The organism is Paenibacillus sp. JT22N7, assembly GCF_059383875.1.
Map to the genome: position 1 here is coordinate 381,946 of NZ_JBXENY010000004.1, position 17,474 is coordinate 399,419.

Below are 17,474 nucleotides of genomic sequence, written 5' to 3' on the forward strand. Positions count from 1 at the left end.
GAATCTTTAAATTAAGATATTGGGGCTGAGTGATAGAAAGAAGTGACGATACAGGATACCAAGCCTCTTCTACTTAAAAGCATCCTGCGCGTGTCTGCCGAGCTTCTTGAGCAGCTCGCTTGCCAGCTTCTGTTCCTCTGTCGTCAAGCCGCTAACCGCTTCTGTAATAATGGTTGCATGTGCCGGGAATACTTCCTCAATAAATTGCGTCCCTTGGCTCGTTATTTCTGCGAAGATGAGCCGGCGATCATCAGCTGAAGCTCTACGCTGCACAAGCTGCTTCTTCTCAAGCTTATCTATGACGTAGGTAATGTTGCCGCTGCTCATCAGCACCTTGCCGCCAATTTGCTGCAAAGGCTGTGGACCTTTGTGATACAGCATTTCCAGTACGCCGAATTCCGTACGATTCAAGCCATGCTTGCGAATGTCCCGGTCGCCGTGGGCGTTAATCCATTGGCTGGCCCGGTTGAGCGCAATGTAGAGCTTCAAAGCACTGTCTTCGGCTTCCTGCTGTGACACTTTCATCTTGCTGGCTGCCTCTTTCATTGCCCTCACCTCCTTGCATTTATTATCTTAAATTTAAGATACTACAATTAAAGATAAATTGCAAGCTTTTGTCGTAACTTTTTTCATCCCCTTTTTCACACCAGCCTGTCTGCTCTATCCTTGGCGTTCATTATGATATAATGGAGAGTATGACCTACAAGTCAATTTACAGTATAGGAGGTTGTTGTTATTATGACCCATTCACATACCGTTCCTCTTTCTATCCTTGATCTCGCTCCCGTTGTTGAAGGCGGCAATGCAACCGACGCTTTCAAAAATACCCGCGATCTCGCCCAGCATGCTGAGCGTTGGGGCTATCAGCGCTATTGGCTGGCTGAGCATCACAATATGCAAGGCATTGCCAGCGCTGCTACCTCTGTACTCATCGGCTATGTGGCCGAAGGCACGAGCACGATCCGCGTCGGCTCCGGTGGTATTATGCTGCCCAACCATGCGCCGCTTATGATAGCCGAGCAATTCGGCACACTCGCCTCGATGTATCCGGGACGCATTGATCTTGGACTCGGGCGTGCGCCAGGCTCAGACCAAGCCACTGCCCGCGCGCTGCGCCGTGGACTTAATAGCAATAACGGCCAAGACTTCCCTGAGCTGCTTGGCGAGCTTCGCAATTTTCTAAACCCTTCTATAGAAGAAGGAGTTCCTGCGGTTCGCGCGTTCCCAGGCGAAGGGCTTGATATTCCGATCTGGCTGCTAGGCTCCAGCGGCTTTAGCGCTCAGCTAGCGGGGCAGCTGGGATTGCCGTTTGCTTTCGCCAGCCATTTTGCGCCAGACTATTTAATGCAGGCTTTGCATTTGTACCGCAGCAGCTTCCGCCCTTCGGCGGTGCTGGAGCAGCCTCATGTCATGATCGGGGTAAATATTCTCGCCGCCGATACAGATGAAGAAGCACGCTTCCTTGCCTCCTCGCAGGAGCAGCAGTTCCTTAACCTCATCCGCGGCCAGACGAGCAAGCTGAAGCCGCCCGTTGCGAATATGGATGAACTGTGGAATGAACAGGAGAAGGTTGTCGTCCGCAGCAAATTCAGCTTCGGCGCAGCCGGAAGCAAGGAAACGGTCCGCAGCAGAATGGCCGACATTATTGAAAAGACAGGTGCTGACGAGCTGATGATTACCGGCTCTGCTTATGAGCATCAAGCGCGTCTTCGCTCTTTTGAATTAATTGCTGAGATTATGAAAGAGGGCTAAGGCTGATTCGTCTCTATAGCCCGTAATACGCCTTATCAAGAAATCCCCCTGAACGCTTTCGCGTAACCAGGGGGATTTCTTCTATATATAGGCTAAGACGAAACCATTCATCAGCAAAAAAACGTTAGTGTGGGACAATATCCTATGCCACCCAAACGATTGGCTGCTTATCATGAGATTGTACGCTGCTTGGCGGGGCCGCTAGAATACGACCCGGAATGTCGTCCCCTCCTCGCTTGATTCAATCTCGATATCGGCGCCATGATGCTCCGCAATGCTGCGGCACACCGCAAGTCCAAGCCCGGTTCCCGTTTCTTTCGTCGTATAAAAGGGAGTGAAAATCGCTTCAATATGCTCCTTCGGGATGCCATGGCCTTGATCGGCCACTTCCAGTATAACGCTGCCTTGATTCATTCTCGTCCGAATGGTAAGCTCGCCGCCGCTTTCCATCGCCTCTATCGCATTACGCGTCAAATTTAGCAGCAGCTGGCGAATTTCCTTTTCTTCCACGTTAACCGGAGATGTAGCATGCAGATCAAGCACAATTAAAATGTTGGAGTAGGCCGCATCCGCTTCTAGCAGCGGCAGTATATTCGAAACGAGAACATCCAGCTGCTTCTGTTCCTTTTGCACAAAACGGGTATTCGCCAGCGATAAATATTCTGAAATAATGCCGTTAGCGCGATCGAGCTCGCTAATCATTAAATTCAACGTATCGCGGTAAGAGGCGAGCGTCGTATTTTTCTGCATCAGCTGTAAAAATCCTTTAATCGTCGTCATCGGGTTGCGTACCTCATGGGCAATGCTTGCCGCCATAGAGCTCAGCAAATTCAGCTTGTCCATGAGTAGAAGATGCTTTTTGGCTTTGCGCAGCTCCGTAATATCGATAGCAAAGGCGAGAAAATAACGCTTATCCTTCAGCTCCAGCACCTCGCCCGATATAACGCCATAACCCGTATCTCCAGACTGCCGCAGGAAGGGAAGCTCAATATTCTCTAATAACCCCTGAGCTGGAATCGCTTGCATAATACTGCTTACAAAATGGGAATAATGCCCCCGCCGAATCGTCTGCGAGAACTTCTGATTCATCTCTATAATCGTCGCTGTTTCCAAATCTATGAGAAAGTTCATTGTTGCATTCGTGTGAAAGGCACTCGTAAATTTCAGGTTTGAAAGCTCCAGATGCTCCTGAGCCCGGCGGTATTCGGTCACATTGCGCCAGCTGCAGGCGAAGCCATCACCCATTTTATAATAGAGCACATCATAGCTTTCCTCATCCGTCAGCCACTTATTGTATACCCGCTCCTGCCTTAAAACGGGTTTGCCGCTGCTCGTCACCTGCTTCAGAACCGCCCTGATCTCTTCTGTAAAATCAGGAAAAAGCTGCGACCACAGCCGGCCCACAGCTTCATCTTTCGAATAATTCATCATGCGGCAAAAGGTATCATTCATGTACTCCGACCGATAATCAATAATATCGCCGTATTCATCCCGGATTGTCTTGTAATAGCTGAAGCCATCCAGCAAATTGTCGAGGCAGGAACGATACCAAAGCTCCTGTGCCGCCAGATGCTGCTCGAAGCTTTTCTGATGATGCACATCGCGACCTATGACATAAAAATACATATTGATTTGATCCAGCGAGACATTCCATTGCAGCCATTTATAAGAGCCGTCTGCGCAGCGGAATCGATTCAAGTATCCGCTCAGCTCTCTACCCTGTATTAATTGTGGGACCAAAGCATCCATTGAAGCTATATCGTCGGGATGCATATACGAATAAAAATCTTTCATACTATTCAATAAGACAGGATAGCCCAGCATCTTCTGCAAGCCACTGTTATAGTGCACAACGCGGCCGTTGCAGTCCATGACCACAAGCATGTCAAAAGATAGCTCAAATAAATTTTTGAAGTGATCCACCGCCGCAATCTCCTTTTCGCAACAAACTGTTTTCCTGCCTGGCAGGCAACTAGCGCACACGCTTCAACCCGATATTTATCGATTATTGTTATATTATAGCTTATTTTCACGCTCTATGAGTTCCTTTATTTAGGCGAACTAAACACCCCTGTTCTACTAATAGAACAGGGGTGTTTAGGGTGCTGTATCGTTATTCTACTTTAAATTCGCCAGCTGCTTGCGCAAGCTCATTGCTCAAGCTTTCGATCGTTTCAACCATCTCTGCAAGGTTCTGTACCATTGCCGATTGCTCCTGTACCGTTGCTGTTACTTCCTCCACGGAAGCGGATACCTGCTCAATAATTTCGCGAATATTATCGGTAATGTAGCCAAAGGTCTGCTGCGTCTGCTGCACACTGCTGTTGTGCTGCTCCGAGATGGACTCTATCGCCTTCACGCTGCGATCGCTTCGCTCTACGTATTCAATCGTCTGGGCGACGATTTTATTAATATCTTGGGATTGCAGCGAGGTCTGCTCCGCCAGCTTGCGAATTTCCGAGGCGACGACTGCAAAGCCGCGGCCCTGCTCTCCAGCTCTTGCTGCTTCAATCGAGGCATTTAATGCAAGCAGCTGCGTCTGAGCCGCAATATCGGAAATTGCTCCAGTAATTTGGCGGATGCCCGATGAGCTTTCCGCTAGCTGCGCGGTGACCTCGGAAATGTTGCGCACCTCCGACTCGCTGCGATGATTGATTTCCACCAAAGCCTCGATAACCTCATAGTTGGCTTTGAATACCTGCGCAACGGAGTCTGCCTTCGTTCTAATTTCCTGCGACTTGCTGCTTACGTCAGCAATTTTGCCGCCGACCTCCAGAAACTTGTCTACAATCGATTCCGTATCATTGGCCTGCAATTCCATCGCCTTGGCAATTTCCTGCGTCGTTGTGGAAGTCTCAGCGATTGAAAGATTCGTTTTCTTCGACGTTTCATCCAGCTCTGACATGCTGGTCTTCAGTACGGCAATCGAGCTATTTATGCTCGTGATCAGCTGTTTATTGCGCAAGGCCATGACGTCGAAGCTGTCCGCCAGCACCTTGAATTCACCGCTGTATTTCCCTGTAGCTGTTACCGTCAAATCGCCCGTGGCCATCGTTTTGAACAGCCTCGTCAGACGGCCGATTGGCCGCGTAACGAGCATGGAAATCAAGATGCCGGCCGCGATTGAACCATGACGAGTATCGTTTCTGTACCCTGCATCCCCTTGATGCTCGTTGTTAATTGCTCATTAACGCTATTCATCCATTCATTGTCAGCTGAGAAAAACTGTTCCTCTGTCATGGAATTGCCATTATGCAAATTAACGACATCTAAAATCGTTTTTTGTACAGAGAGCAAGTATACCGACTGCTGAGCCAACTCCATATTTGAATACAGCTCTTCTCCAATTCGGTCCGAGGTCGAACGGATTTCATGCTTGCTGTTTTCCAAAGTCATAATTGCAGCAATGCGATAGCATAATATACATGTGCCTGCGAGTACAATGCTGACTAGTAAACAGATCATGACGGGAAGCTTAATTCGGAAAGACATTTTTGTAAAAAATTGCTTTGGATTGGCTCGATTTATCTCGTCATACCCCTCTTACTTTTAAAGTTAACCTATATTACTTGTTATATCGGTTAACGGAATCAAGTTTATAAGTAGCAAGTATATAGGTTTTGCAAATTTTATTGTAGAATAGTTCTGGGATATTCACCCTTAATTGAGAATATCGAACATGGAAAAACAAGGCATAAGGACTTTTCTCGTCCCCATGCCTTGTTTATCGAATGCTGCTTGGCAGCATCTATAGAGCGTTTCCCCTTCTACATCGAGGAGCCGAATTGAATCCACGCTTGCTGGATTTCGGTAATCGTCTGCTCCTTCGTTTTCCCGCCACTAATGTAGCTCTGCATCAGCTCGCCAAATTTTTGATGGAATGTGTCGAGGGAATAGTTGACCGAAAGGTCACCTGATTTCTCCGTCTTTAAAATCTCTTCCATCTGCTTCGGCATATCCAGATCCGGCAGCGCTGCATCTTTAATCGGCGGAATGACCTTCGCGACTTCCGAGAACCATTTTTTACCGTAGTCGGACGTGTACAGCCAGTTGAAAAATTCAATGGTTTCTGCCGCAACAGCGGAATCCTTGTTAATGCGCAGCGCTTGGTCTGCTCCCGTTACAAGCAGCGCTTGCTCCGGCTTATCGCTTACCGGGTAGCCTGCAATGCCAATCTCGATGTCAGGCGTAATTTTCTTGATCGCTTCCTCGTCCCATGCGCCCTTGCCGGTCATGAAGGCCGCTTTGCCTGAAGCAAAGTCACTTACTTCGGCGTTGCTGTCACGCTCCAGCGGCTTGTCTGTTCCATGCTTCACAGTCAGATCGATGAAATTAAAGAAATTGTCGCTGAGCACGGGATGGTCTTTAAATGTCGTTTCACCCGCGATGAACTGGTCAACCAGCGCTTTCGGCGTAGTGCCTGCATCTTCCGCCGCAGCGTTGACGAAGTTTTGGAAAATATGCTTCCATACCCACCACTCTTTGTAGGCGTTGGCAAATGGCGTGATGCCCTTCGCTTCCAGCTTGGCAATTGTATCCTCAAGCTCCGCAGTCGTCTTCGGAGCGGCAGCAATGCCGGCATCCGCCAAAAGCTTTTTATTATAAATCATCATCATTAAGTTGCCCTTGACCGGAAGCCCAAGCACCTTGCCATCGCTCGACGTCATATTCACACGGACCGCATCCATCATGGCTGCCGCAAGCGGCTCATTCGTCAAATCAGCGCTGTATTCGGCAAAGGTGTCAATGTCGCCGCCCGCCGTCGTCTGGAATACATCCGGCGTGCTGCCGGCAGCGATTTTCGACTTCAGCACCGTATTGTAGTCGGCTTGCATAATTTCCAGATTGATTGTGACGTTCGGCTTCACTTTTTTGTATTCGGCAATGTAAGCATTAAACGCATCGGTATATTCGGGAGAAGCGGTGAACATGTTGATCGTAACCGGTTTAGCCTCATTCGCAGCGCCGCCAGCATCAGCTGTGCTGCTCGCTTCTGGCGTAGTGCTGTTAGTGCTGGTAGTGCTGCCATTGCCGCTGCCGCAAGCAGCCAGCATGACCGAAGCCAGAACGATACTGGTGGACATGGACATGATTTTTTTGAACATGGTAGGGCCCCCATTTCTTTTCGCTTGGAATACAAGTCTTCGCTGCTTATTCTAAAGAAAAGGATAGGAGATAAAAATGCAGATAAGTGGTGTATTAAGGGTAAAAAAGTGGTGTATGACGATGGGGCTCCCCTAACCACTCCCCTTGCTGCTTCGATATTCGGAAGGCGACAGGCTGTAATAATTGCGGAACGCCTTGCTGAAATAGTTTTTGTCCTTGTAGCCTAGCAGCTCGGAAATATCTTGAATTTTGAGCGCCGAATCGTCCAGCAGCTCCCGCGCTTTATCCATCCGCACCTTCTGTACATATTCATGAATGCCGCAGCCAAACTGCTGCTTGAACAGCTTCATCAAATACTCGCGGCTAAGAAAATATTTATCGGTATACAGCGAGATTTTAATATCCTCAAAATAATAACGGTCGATATGGGCTTTAATATCGGCAATATCGAACGGCTTCTGCACAGCCTGCGCTGCCCGCAGCTGCTCATGGTAAAAGCCCAGCAGCCGCTGAAGCAGGGCGGCGAACTGCTCGAAAGTGGCAAAATCGAGCGAAAGCCCCCAGCTGCGCAAGCTTTCCTCGCTGCCGGCCGGCAGCCGCTCCTGCGGAACGCCAAGCTCAAGCGCAAGGTCGCCGAGCAGCACGATGCCCTCGCGAATGATGCGATCGGCCTCGCCCAAGCTCAGCCTGTCCGCCTCCTGCCAGCTGCGGGCCAGCTCGCTGATGATGCTGCTCGCCTGCTGGAGGTTGTCGCCCGCCAGCGCCTGGCGAATGGCCGCCATCCGCCCAGGCAGCGACAGCCCTTCCTTCTGCTGCCTCTTCTCTGCGGCTGCGGCGGCTCTAACGGCTGCTGCTCCATTCAAACGCAGCAGGTCCATCTCGCCCAGCGCTGAGCGCGCTTCTTCGAAGGAGGCGGCCATGTCCAGCGCCGCCTTCACCGGGCCGCCGATGCCTGCGGCGACCCTAATGCCGAATAGCCGCTGAAGCGTAGCGGCTATGGCATTCACCTGATGCAGCGCCCGATAGGCTGCATCGGCAGCGCCCCCGCCATTCATCGTCAGAATGGCGAACAGCTCGCGCTCCTGCTTCGGATTTGCGAAGCTGAACGCTTGGAAGTGCGCGCCCGCCACCTCATTGACGACGTTGCTGGCGGCGAAATGCAGCAGCTCCGTATCGCCGTGGAAGCGGCTGCGCCTGATCTGGTCCAGATTGAGAATGCGCAGCAGCACAACGACGAAGCGATTGGACTTGTCGTCGGCGCCAATCAGCGGCAGAAACGCTTCATTCGCCTGCTGCTTAAAGCTGCGTTCGAGAATGGACAAATACATCTTCTCCTTAAGCCCGGGCAGCGAAAGGTTGAGGGTAATATTTTGCGCAATAAAATCGCTCTCCTGCCTGCGCTTCGCCTCCAGCACGTCCATCGCCTTGCGCAGAGCCTGATTCAGCTCGATTCGATTGACAGGCTTAAGCAAATAATCGACGACTTTGGAGCGAATCGCCTGCCGCGTATATTCAAAGTCATTGTAGCCGCTGACGACAATGGTCAGCAGCCCGGGATACTGCTGCTGGACAGTTTGCAGCAGCTCAGCCCCGTTTAGGCCAGGCATTTTCATATCGACGATAGCGAGATCTACCTTCTGCTCCGCTAGCATGCGAAGTCCGCTTAACCCATCTGCCGCCTCCAGCACCTGCCCTACGCCAAGTCCCTCCCAGTCGCCAAGCAGCCGAATGGCCTCGCGCAGCGGCTCTTCATCGTCAATGATCAGCACCGTATGCTTCATGAACCGTTTCCTCCTCGGCGGGGCAGCCGCATCGCCAGCTCCGTCCCCGCATGATCGCTCTTGATAAGCAGCTGCGCCTCTTCTCCGTACAACAGCTTCAGCCTCGTGTACAGGTTGACGAGCCCAATGTTGTCGCTTTCCCGCTGGCCCCATTCGCGCCGCAGCGAAGCCTCCACCTGCCCAAGCCTTTCTTGCGTAAAGCCCGGCCCGTCATCCTGCACCGAGATCAGCGCTGTTCCATCCTCCTGCAGGCATGCCTTAATGCCGATGGTGACGGTGCTCGTCACCTTCTCCAGTCCATGCTTAATCGCATTCTCAACCAGCGTCTGCACCGACAGCTTCGGAATCTCAAGCTCCATTAGCGCTTCCTCCCACTCATAGACGACCTGCAATCTGGCGCCGAACCGCGCCGTTTGCAGCGCCATATAACGCTCGATATGCTTCAGCTCCTCGCGCGCAAACACAATATCCTTCCCGCTGATGCAATAGCGGAACGTCAGCGCCAGCGCATCGATCATATCCGCGACGTCGTACGTTTGATGCTTGAGCGCTTTCGTGGAAATCGCTTGCAGCGCATTGTACAGAAAATGCGGATTGATCTCCGCCTCCAGCGCCTTTAAAATCGCATGATTTTCCGCCAGCTTCATTTTGTAGCGCTCATTAATCAGCTCATTTGTCCGCCTGACCATCAAATTGAAATGACGCGATAAATAAGCAATTTCGTCGCGGCCCTTCACCTCCGCCTCCGCATCAAAGCTGCCTGCGCTGAACCGGCTCATTTGGCGGGACAGCTTCTTGAGCGGCTTCGTGATCGCACTCGACATCAAGCTGACGAGAATGACGGCGAGCAGCAAGAACAGCACGCCGATAGCATAGTTCAGATTGCGCGTCTTCGTCGCGGCCTCGTAAATTTGCGAATAAGGAATCGGCTTAATCAGCTTCCAGCCGCTTTTCTCCGCCACATTGTAAATAATTAAATATTTCTGCTCCCCCTGCACCCAAGTAAACGGCCCACTGGAGGCCCCAGCCTGCTCCGCCTGCTTGTTTTGTCCAGCTTGTCCGGATGGTCCAGCCAGCCCTGCTCCTCCGCCCAGCTTTTGCAGCACGCCCGCGCCTTGAAGCTCGGTATAGAACGCTTCATCATCCAGCTCGAACGGCTCATTGTCCGGGCTGACATACAGCAAATGCTGGCCTTCGCTAAACGGAATATCCTTCACAATCTCGTCCTTGACTGAAGCATTGTAATAAAAAGAGAGCACCGCCTGCGGCTTGCGCGTCTTAATCGAACGCATTACCCGGTGGTACGCCATAAAGCTGGACCGTTGTATTTCAGCCGAATAACCGGAATCCGCCTCCACATCAGGTCCCGACAGCGATTGATAGGCTTGATTGCTCGGGTCGGCCATCGCCTTCGCGTACCAGGGCTGCTCTGCAATGATGGTGTTCGTCCCCGTCCGAACCGTTATATTGTAATTTTCTCTCGTAATCGCATAATACTTCTGCTTCTCAACGACATACAAGTAGATCGCTTCCAAGTCGCTGCGGGAATAAAACAAATTGCGCAAATAATTTTCAACATACATCTTGGAAGAATAGTCCTCCGATTCATGCATAATGGCATAGGTAATTTCATCGTAGCCGATTTGCGGCAATGATATTTGCTCGATGCCCTTCAAATAATCCTCCAAATTGCGGCCAACGAGCAGCAAGTTGTTCGTCGTACTATCAATGCTGTTGCCGACCGACTCCTTCTCAAGCATCTGGTAGGAGATAAAGTTCAGCGAAGCCACAACGAGCACAATGACACCCGTAAACAGTAAAATCAGCTTATTGACCAGCCTCCGGGCAACCAGCTCCCGCCAAAACGAAAGCAGCTCCCAAACCTTGCCCGCAATCGCTTTCATCATCGTTTCACGCTCCGCATACAGTTCACCTTTTTACCCCTAACTGTTTTCTATAATCCATTTTGACGGGCAACCGTCTGCTCTATAATACACATTAAAGCTAAATTGGAAAATGCTTTTTCCAGCGTAAGCGGCTGGCGCCATCCTCTGGCTGCAAAGCTCGCTGGCGTGGATACAATAGACGAATTGGGGTGCATCATATGTTCAAAGCATTAGGTAAAAAGTGGGGCGGGAAGCTGGAATTCACCTTGTTCAGCCTGCCTGTTCTGATTTGTATTGCCGTTGCCTTTTATATTCCATTTGCCATGACCATCCGTTATTCCTTGACCAAATGGAACGGCATTTCCAAGCACCCGAAATTTATTGGGCTCGATAATTTCAAGCAGATTTTTATGAATGATGCGAATTTCACCAGCTCGGCATGGTTTACGATCAAATACGCGGTGCTGTACATCGTGCTAGTCAATGTGCTGGCGATAGGGCTTGCGGTTCTGCTCGATATGAAGCTGCGCACGACGAATTGGCTGCGGGCTGCCTTCTTTATTCCGTACATTTTGAGCCTCGTCATCGTCGGCTTTATCTGGAAGTTTATTTTCATGCAGGGCTTTGAATCGCTGGGCGAAAGTACGGGCTGGGCAATTTTCGACTTAAGCTGGCTTGGCACGCCCGGGCTTGCCTTTGTTTCGATTTTGCTCGTATCGATCTGGCAATCGATTGGCTTCTACCTCGTTATCTATATCGCGGGACTGCAATCGGTACCGGGAGATTTGAAGGAGGCGGCAACGGTAGACGGCGCGGGGCCGTTCCGCACCTTTTTCAACATTACGCTGCCCCTGCTTGCCCCATCGATTACGATTGCCGTCTTTATGGCGCTGACGAATTCGATTAAAGTGTTTGATGTCATTTTGTCGCTGACCGGCGGCGGGCCGGGCGGCTCGACCTACAGCATCGCCTATGACATTTACCGCGATACGTTCCAGAACAATCTGTATGGCTACGGTACAGCGAAAGCGCTCATTTTGTTCGTTGCCGTGCTGTTCATTACGATCATTCAATTAACGCTGTTCAAGCGCCGGGAGGTAGAGGCCTAATGAGAAAAAATCGCCCAGTCGGACGCTATGCGCTGGAAGCCGTCATGCTTTTGCTCTCGCTGCTGTTTCTATACCCGCTGTTTCTGGCTATTAACAACTCGTTCAAAAGCTTTGGAGAAGTGATGAGCGATGTTATCGCGCTGCCTGAGAAAATAATTTTTGAAAACTACGCTTATGTGTGGCAGTTTATCAATTATCCGAAGCTGTTCATGAATAATCTGGTCATTACGGTCGTCGGCCTCGCGGGCATTATTCTCGTCTCATCTATCGCTGCCTATAAGCTGGCGCGTACAAAAACGCGGATGAGCGGCCTGATCTATCTGCTCTGCATTATGCCGATGCTCATTCCGTTCCAATCGATTATGCTGACGGTGCTCCAGTTCGCCAAACAGCTGCATTTGTCGGAGAGCACCTGGGGACTTGGCGTGCTGTATTGGGGCTTTGGCGCCCCGCTTGCCGTCTTTATCTATCACGGCTTCGTGAAAGGCATCCCGCAGGAAATCGACGAAAGCGCGACGATGGATGGCGCATCTGGCTTTCGGCTGTTTTTCCTCGTTATTTTTCCGCTGCTGCAATCGGTCACGACCACTATCATTATTATCGATGTGATGTGGATCTGGAATGACTTCCTGCTGCCGCTGCTCATGGTGAACGGCTCGCCGGACACGAAGACGCTGACGCTTGCCGCGTACACGTTCGTCGGCCAATATACATCCGACTGGCAATATGCGATGACGGCCATGGTCATGGCGGTGCTGCCTTCAATTATCGTATTTATCTTTCTGCAAAAATACATCGTCAAAGGCGTCGTTGCCGGAGCGGTGAAAGGCTAGTATATGCATAGGGAGAAAGCCTGTCCTTTACGGAGGATGGGCTTTTTCCTTATTTTTCTGTTTAGTGATTTAGTTTTGTCTTCCGGAAGCAATCATGTTAAAATGCTTGAACACTGCGCGGAATGAAAGCGCTATAATCGGCAACTACTCCCTCGCATTCAGGAAAGGGTGGGCAAATTGGGACGCTGGAGAAACGCACGCTATCAGACAAAGCTGCTCATTTTATTTTTTCTGCTCAGCAGTATACCCGCTTTCATTATAGGAGCTATCGGCTCGACGAAGTCATCGGGTACATTGGAAGCGCAGACGACGCAGGACTTGAAGGTCATTTTGGCGCAGTTCAATGCTTCGATCGAACGGCAAATTAGCGACTTTGACCGCTTCAGCATGCTGCCTTATTTTATGCCGGAGGTGTTTTCCTTTCTGAACAAGCCTGCACTCTCGCCTGAACGGTGGGGGACCGAAGAAATCAATGCCCAAAAAACGATGGCCCGGCTCATGAGTGCCTATCCATCCATTAATTCATCCATTAAAGGGCTCATGATTTATGGCATGAACGGGTCGATTAATGGTTATCGGCTAGATGGGGACAGCACCATTAATGGGAATTATGACGCCAAGGACGAGGATTGGTATCAAGAGGTAATGGCGGGCAAGGGCCATTTTTCCGTGACGGGCATTCAGAACATTCAGCAGTTCAAAACCAATTCCTTTGACGCTATTATTGGTGCCCGGCTATTGATGGACGAGGACTATAAGCCGCTGGCCGTCACGACGATGTTTATCTCCCCGCGCTTTATTTCGAATCTTGTCGATTCGCTCGAGCTGCCAAATGCGCAGGTCATCGTCGTCGACCGGGACGGCCATTTGATTTATGCCTCGAATGCAGCGCTGGCAGCTGAACTCCAGAAACACGCAAGCCAGAATGTACCGCATGACGAGTGGGAAGTTGCCATTGAAGAACAGGCCGGAAGCAAAACCTTTAGCGGTGTTTCCTTGAAAAGCGATTATCTGGAGTGGCAAATTTACATGGGCGTAGATAAGGACGCTATACTGCAAAGCAGCCGTTCCATTCAGAGCTTTACGATCGTGATTATTATTTGCGTTGCTGTGCTGGCGGCCGTTGCCTCCCTCTTAATCGCGCGCGGATTTTCCCAGCCCATCTCCAGACTTATACGCTCGATGCGCAAAGTAGAAAAAGGGCAGTTTTTCACGCCCGAGGCGCATGGCCGCGCCGACGAAATCGGCCAGCTGGAAAGCAGCTACGGCCGAATGGTCATTCGACTGCAAGAGCTCATTCAATCGATCGAAGAGAAGGAGCGGCAAAAACGGCATGCCGAGCTTTACGCGCTGCGGGCCCGTATTCAACCCCATTTTTTATACAATACGCTCAATTCTATTCGCATGCTGGCTGTGCTCCAGCAAGCTGGGCAAATCGCCAAGCTGATTCAATCGCTGAATAAGCTGCTCCATGCGAATATGAAGCTCGACAGCGAGCTCGTTACGTTTGAGGAAGAAATTCGGCTGCTGCGCGACTATGCGACGTTAATGGATTTACGCTATACGAATGTATTTGATATGGAGTGGCATATTCCGCCCGAGCTGAATCAAGCGTCCATACCGCCCATGCTGCTGCAGCCGCTGCTGGAAAATGCGATTTTTCACGGGGCCAAGGGGCTGGAAAGAAAGCTGCATATTACGCTGGAAGCCCGGCTCGAAGGGAAGGATAACCGTCTGCTGGTCATTGAGCTGCGGGATGATGGAAGCGGCTTCGACCAGCAAGCCTTGGAGCTGCTGAAGCGGCCGCAAAGCGATACCGGCACCCAAAATATTGGACTGCGCAATGTGCAGGACCGCATCCGGCTGCGTTTTGGCGAGGAATACGGCTTATCCTTTGAGCGTTCAGCGACACATACGATCGTGACGGTTAGAATGCCTTATAAGGTATTAGAGAAGGAGGAGAATGCGGATGTGGAATCTGCTCGTCGTTGAAGATGAATCGATTGCAAGACTAGGACTGCGCCATATGGTAGATTGGGAAAAATACGGCGTTCATTGGAAAGCCGAAGCCTCAAATGGGGAAGAAGCGCTGCTTGCTATGGACACCCAGCAGCCTATCCATATTATCCTTACGGATATCCGAATGCCCGGCATGGACGGGCTCGCTTTTGCCAAGAAGGCGCTGGAGCGCTATCCGGGCGTACAAATCATTTTCATCAGCAGCTATGATAATTTCACCTATGCCAAAGAGGCGATTCGCCTCGGTGCCGTCAACTATTTGCACAAGCCCACGATGGATGAAGAGGAAATTGGCGCTTCCCTGCTTAAAGCTGCGGCGAAGCTTGCGCTCACTTCCGCTCCCCAGCCCTCCTATACAGAGGAGGAGAAAAATCAATATCTGCTGTCGCTGCTCGATGAGCATACGTTTCCTGAGCAGCCGCTGCTGGCAGAGCTGGAGCAGTCTGCTTTTGAGACAGGCTTTCGGCTAACCGTCTTCCGTAAACGTGATGATGCCGCACCTATGCAGGATGCCCGGCATTTGCGCTTCCGTTCCCTCCAGCATCTCATTGCCGAATTTGTTACGAAGGAATGGGGCGGGCTTGTCTTTCATCGCAATTACCGCGAAGTGATCTGGCTTTGTCCGCAATATGCGGGCTCAACCGATGCTGCCCAGGCTCGGGGGCATGGTGAACACGGCGATACTGGCAAAGAGGGCATAAAAAGCCCCGCCGAATTAAATAAGCTGCTCGATATGGTACGGCAGAAAACGCTGGAGCTGCTGAACGTTGCCATTATCTGCTCGGTCAGCTCGAGCTACAGCTCCCTTCAAGAGCTGCCAAAAGCATATATGGAAACGCTGCTGCAGCTGCCTTTAAACGAACAAAGCGATAATTTTATCGTTCGAAAGTCGAAGGCTTTTATCGACCAGCATTTGCTGGAGGACTTATCACTCGTAAAAGTAGCGGCTTCTATCCATGTCAGCCCAAGCTATTTAAGCCGCATTTTTCAAAAGGAGATTGGGGAAAGCTTCAGCGAATATGTCATTCGCCACAAAATCGAGCATGCGCAGCAGCTTCTGCGCACGACAAATTGCAAAGTTTATGAAATATCCGCTGCTATCGGTTATATGAACCCGCATTATTTTAGCAAGCTGTTCAAAGAGCGCACCGGCGTTTCTCCATTAGAATATCGCAATCAATAAGCTTTTTCTAAAGCCTTCTGCCTTCTGCCTTCTGCTTTTCGCCTCCTGACTCTTCCCTCCAAGAGAAGGACACAGGGGGCTTTTTTGCCTTGCATTCGGCTCTCCGTTTGTCCCTATTGCAGCATATGGGCATAAAAGCATAGGAAAAAGCATCGTTCGTCTACTTACAGATACGTATTGGCAAGCTTAGCACATGCAAAGAGTCATATTAATGCACAAAAGGATACTTGGGACAGCTACGAATGGGGGACAGCATCCTATAAAATGAAGCCATTCACCAGATACCATGTACTTTTATGATCAGAGAAGGAGGAACAGCATGACTCGCATATGGTCAGAGCCTTTCGAGGCTGAGCAGTGGAATCGTTTTGAGCTTCGCATAGAAGGGCCGCAGGAAGGAAATCCCTATAAGGAAGTTGTACTCGGCGCCGAATTTCAATTCGGGCATCGGAGCATTAAGGTTGACGGCTTCTATGATGGCGATGGACAATACGTCATTCGCTTCATGCCGGATTGCACGGGCACATGGTCCTTCACTACGAGCAGCAGCACGGCGCAGTTGGATGGCCTGCAAGGAACGCTCATCTGCATCGCCCCCACGTCGGCCGAAAATCATGGACCTGTGAAGGTTGATCAAATTTTTCATTTCAGCTATGCCGATGGAACACCCTTCTATCCGGTTGGAACAACGGCTTATGTCTGGAACCATCAGGGGGAGCAGCTTGAACAGCAAACGCTGCGCTCGCTGAGCAAAGCACCGTTCAACAAAATTAGAATGTGCGTGTTTCCCAAGCATTATGATTATAACGCCGCCGAGCCGGAACATTTTGCTTTCGCAGGCTCCTTGCAGCAAGGCTTTAATTGGGAGGCGTTCAATCCTGATTTTTGGCGCCGCCTGGAATCGCAGCTGGAGCAATTGCAGCTTCTCGGCATTGAAGCAGATCTGATTTTATTCCATCCCTATGACCGCTGGGGCTTCTCGCGCATGACTGCTGAATCGGACGATTATTATTTGCGGTACGCGCTGGCAAGGCTGGCCTCCTTCCGAAACCTATGGTGGTCGCTTGCCAATGAATATGATCTGATGTTCGAGAAGAAGATGACGGACTGGGATCGGTTTTTCCGCATCATTCAGGAGCATGACCCTTACCAGCATCTTCGCTCCATTCATAACTGGCATAATCCCGAGATCCATTATAGAAGCAATCTGCATTGGTATGATCATGGTAAGCCTTGGGTGACACATGCCAGCATCCAGCATGCTGACTTGAATTTCGTAACAGAATGGCGCGAGCTTTACCGCAAGCCGATCGTCGTGGATGAATGCCGCTATGAAGGCAACCTGAATCATGGCTGGGGCAATCTTACCACAGAGCGAATGGTAGAATGCTTCTGGGAAGGGATGGCCCAAGGCGGCTATGTCACGCATGGAGAGACGTATGTACACCCCGACGATATCATTTGGTGGTCGCACGGAGGCGAGCTGCATGGCAGCAGCGCGGAGCGGATTGCGTTTCTGCGCAGCATCATGGAAGAAGGGCCAAGACTCGATACGAGCGCCATTAATTTCAAATGGGATGCTTCTGCCGGAGGCGTGGAGGGCGAATATTATTTGATTTATTTTGGCGCCAGCCGCCCTGCCTTCCGCAGCCTATCGCTTCCGGAAGGCGCAGCATTCCGCATCGATTTAATTGATACTTGGGCGATGTCGATATCGCCGCTAGATGGAGAATTTACAGGAGAATGCAAAGTCCCGCTTCCAGGCATTCCTTATCAAGCGCTGCGGATCAGCAAAATTTAAGCTT

Annotated in this window: 13 protein-coding genes; 6 read left to right on the forward strand and 7 right to left on the reverse strand. The window is 50.7% G+C overall.

All coding sequences use genetic code 11. The features are described 5' to 3' along the window. Nucleotides 1-69 precede the first annotated feature (69 nt). Nucleotides 70-546: a MarR family winged helix-turn-helix transcriptional regulator gene (locus AC50Y5_RS13225; RefSeq protein ID WP_235533183.1), complete on the reverse strand. Its 477-nt coding sequence runs from the start codon at nucleotides 544-546 to the stop codon at nucleotides 70-72. Nucleotides 547-738: 192 nt separating this feature from the next. Here AC50Y5_RS13225 and AC50Y5_RS13230 point away from each other — a divergent pair, with 192 nt between their 5' ends. Next, nucleotides 739-1,752 carry an LLM class flavin-dependent oxidoreductase gene (locus tag AC50Y5_RS13230; RefSeq protein WP_494861198.1) on the forward strand — a complete coding sequence of 338 codons (1,014 nt, stop codon included), beginning with the start codon at nucleotides 739-741 and terminating at the stop codon, nucleotides 1,750-1,752. A 201-nt stretch (nucleotides 1,753-1,953) separates the two neighbouring features. Here AC50Y5_RS13230 and AC50Y5_RS13235 read toward each other — a convergent pair whose 3' ends face one another. From AC50Y5_RS13235 to AC50Y5_RS13260, 6 genes are all read right to left on the reverse strand, one after another. Further along, nucleotides 1,954-3,675, reverse strand: a complete 1,722-nt coding sequence (locus tag AC50Y5_RS13235) for a PAS domain S-box protein (RefSeq protein WP_056036484.1) — start codon at nucleotides 3,673-3,675, stop codon at nucleotides 1,954-1,956. Nucleotides 3,676-3,865: 190 nt separating this feature from the next. Then, nucleotides 3,866-4,852, reverse strand: coding sequence for a methyl-accepting chemotaxis protein (locus AC50Y5_RS13240; RefSeq protein WP_494861201.1), 987 nt, complete (start codon nucleotides 4,850-4,852; stop codon nucleotides 3,866-3,868). Nucleotides 4,853-4,857: 5 nt separating this feature from the next. Continuing rightward, nucleotides 4,858-5,244 (reverse strand): hypothetical protein, encoded by a 387-nt coding sequence (locus AC50Y5_RS13245; RefSeq protein WP_494861203.1) that lies wholly within the window; start codon nucleotides 5,242-5,244, stop codon nucleotides 4,858-4,860. A 275-nt stretch (nucleotides 5,245-5,519) separates the two neighbouring features. After that, nucleotides 5,520-6,857: a type 2 periplasmic-binding domain-containing protein gene (locus AC50Y5_RS13250; protein ID WP_056036479.1), complete on the reverse strand. Its 1,338-nt coding sequence runs from the start codon at nucleotides 6,855-6,857 to the stop codon at nucleotides 5,520-5,522. A 132-nt stretch (nucleotides 6,858-6,989) separates the two neighbouring features. Continuing rightward, entirely contained in the window at nucleotides 6,990-8,639 is a 1,650-nt protein-coding gene (locus AC50Y5_RS13255; protein ID WP_494861205.1) for a response regulator, read from the reverse strand. Next, the gene (locus AC50Y5_RS13260; RefSeq protein WP_494861207.1) at nucleotides 8,636-10,546 is read right to left on the reverse strand and encodes a sensor histidine kinase; all 1,911 of its coding nucleotides are present in this window, start codon (nucleotides 10,544-10,546) and stop codon (nucleotides 8,636-8,638) included. Before AC50Y5_RS13260 ends, AC50Y5_RS13255 begins: the two co-directional genes overlap by 4 nt. A 197-nt stretch (nucleotides 10,547-10,743) precedes the next feature. Here AC50Y5_RS13260 and AC50Y5_RS13265 point away from each other — a divergent pair, with 197 nt between their 5' ends. The 5 genes from AC50Y5_RS13265 to AC50Y5_RS13285 all read left to right on the forward strand — a co-directional run bounded on the left by AC50Y5_RS13265 (nucleotide 10,744) and on the right by AC50Y5_RS13285 (nucleotide 17,470). Continuing rightward, on the forward strand, nucleotides 10,744-11,634 hold the full coding sequence (locus AC50Y5_RS13265) for a carbohydrate ABC transporter permease (RefSeq protein WP_494861209.1): 891 nt from the start codon (nucleotides 10,744-10,746) through the stop codon (nucleotides 11,632-11,634). After that, entirely contained in the window at nucleotides 11,634-12,467 is an 834-nt protein-coding gene (locus AC50Y5_RS13270) for a carbohydrate ABC transporter permease (protein WP_099518046.1), read from the forward strand. The genes AC50Y5_RS13265 and AC50Y5_RS13270 overlap by 1 nt, the downstream gene beginning before the upstream one ends. A 168-nt stretch (nucleotides 12,468-12,635) precedes the next feature. Then, nucleotides 12,636-14,459: a cache domain-containing sensor histidine kinase gene (locus AC50Y5_RS13275; RefSeq protein WP_494861212.1), complete on the forward strand. Its 1,824-nt coding sequence runs from the start codon at nucleotides 12,636-12,638 to the stop codon at nucleotides 14,457-14,459. Then, nucleotides 14,437-15,669: an AraC family transcriptional regulator gene (locus tag AC50Y5_RS13280; RefSeq protein WP_056036468.1), complete on the forward strand. Its 1,233-nt coding sequence runs from the start codon at nucleotides 14,437-14,439 to the stop codon at nucleotides 15,667-15,669. Before AC50Y5_RS13275 ends, AC50Y5_RS13280 begins: the two co-directional genes overlap by 23 nt. A 319-nt stretch (nucleotides 15,670-15,988) precedes the next feature. After that, complete coding sequence (locus AC50Y5_RS13285; RefSeq protein WP_494861214.1) at nucleotides 15,989-17,470, forward strand: DUF5605 domain-containing protein; 1,482 nt, start codon at nucleotides 15,989-15,991, stop codon at nucleotides 17,468-17,470. Nucleotides 17,471-17,474: the final 4 nt, after the last annotated feature.

Excerpts from the sequence above, each read along its gene's own strand:
- AC50Y5_RS13270 (WP_099518046.1), top strand. The coding sequence starts at position 11,634 with ATGAGAAAAAATCGCCCAGTCGGACGCTATGCGCTGGAAGCCGTCATG.
- AC50Y5_RS13225 (WP_235533183.1), bottom strand. The coding sequence starts at position 546 with ATGAAAGAGGCAGCCAGCAAGATGAAAGTGTCACAGCAGGAAGCCGAA.
- AC50Y5_RS13285 (WP_494861214.1), top strand. The coding sequence starts at position 15,989 with ATGACTCGCATATGGTCAGAGCCTTTCGAGGCTGAGCAGTGGAATCGT.
- AC50Y5_RS13245 (WP_494861203.1), bottom strand. The coding sequence starts at position 5,244 with ATGTCTTTCCGAATTAAGCTTCCCGTCATGATCTGTTTACTAGTCAGC.
- AC50Y5_RS13265 (WP_494861209.1), top strand. The coding sequence starts at position 10,744 with ATGTTCAAAGCATTAGGTAAAAAGTGGGGCGGGAAGCTGGAATTCACC.
- AC50Y5_RS13255 (WP_494861205.1), bottom strand. The coding sequence starts at position 8,639 with ATGAAGCATACGGTGCTGATCATTGACGATGAAGAGCCGCTGCGCGAG.
- AC50Y5_RS13280 (WP_056036468.1), top strand. The coding sequence starts at position 14,437 with ATGTGGAATCTGCTCGTCGTTGAAGATGAATCGATTGCAAGACTAGGA.
- AC50Y5_RS13250 (WP_056036479.1), bottom strand. The coding sequence starts at position 6,857 with ATGTTCAAAAAAATCATGTCCATGTCCACCAGTATCGTTCTGGCTTCG.
- AC50Y5_RS13240 (WP_494861201.1), bottom strand. The coding sequence starts at position 4,852 with ATGCTCGTTACGCGGCCAATCGGCCGTCTGACGAGGCTGTTCAAAACG.
- AC50Y5_RS13260 (WP_494861207.1), bottom strand. The coding sequence starts at position 10,546 with ATGATGAAAGCGATTGCGGGCAAGGTTTGGGAGCTGCTTTCGTTTTGG.
- AC50Y5_RS13230 (WP_494861198.1), top strand. The coding sequence starts at position 739 with ATGACCCATTCACATACCGTTCCTCTTTCTATCCTTGATCTCGCTCCC.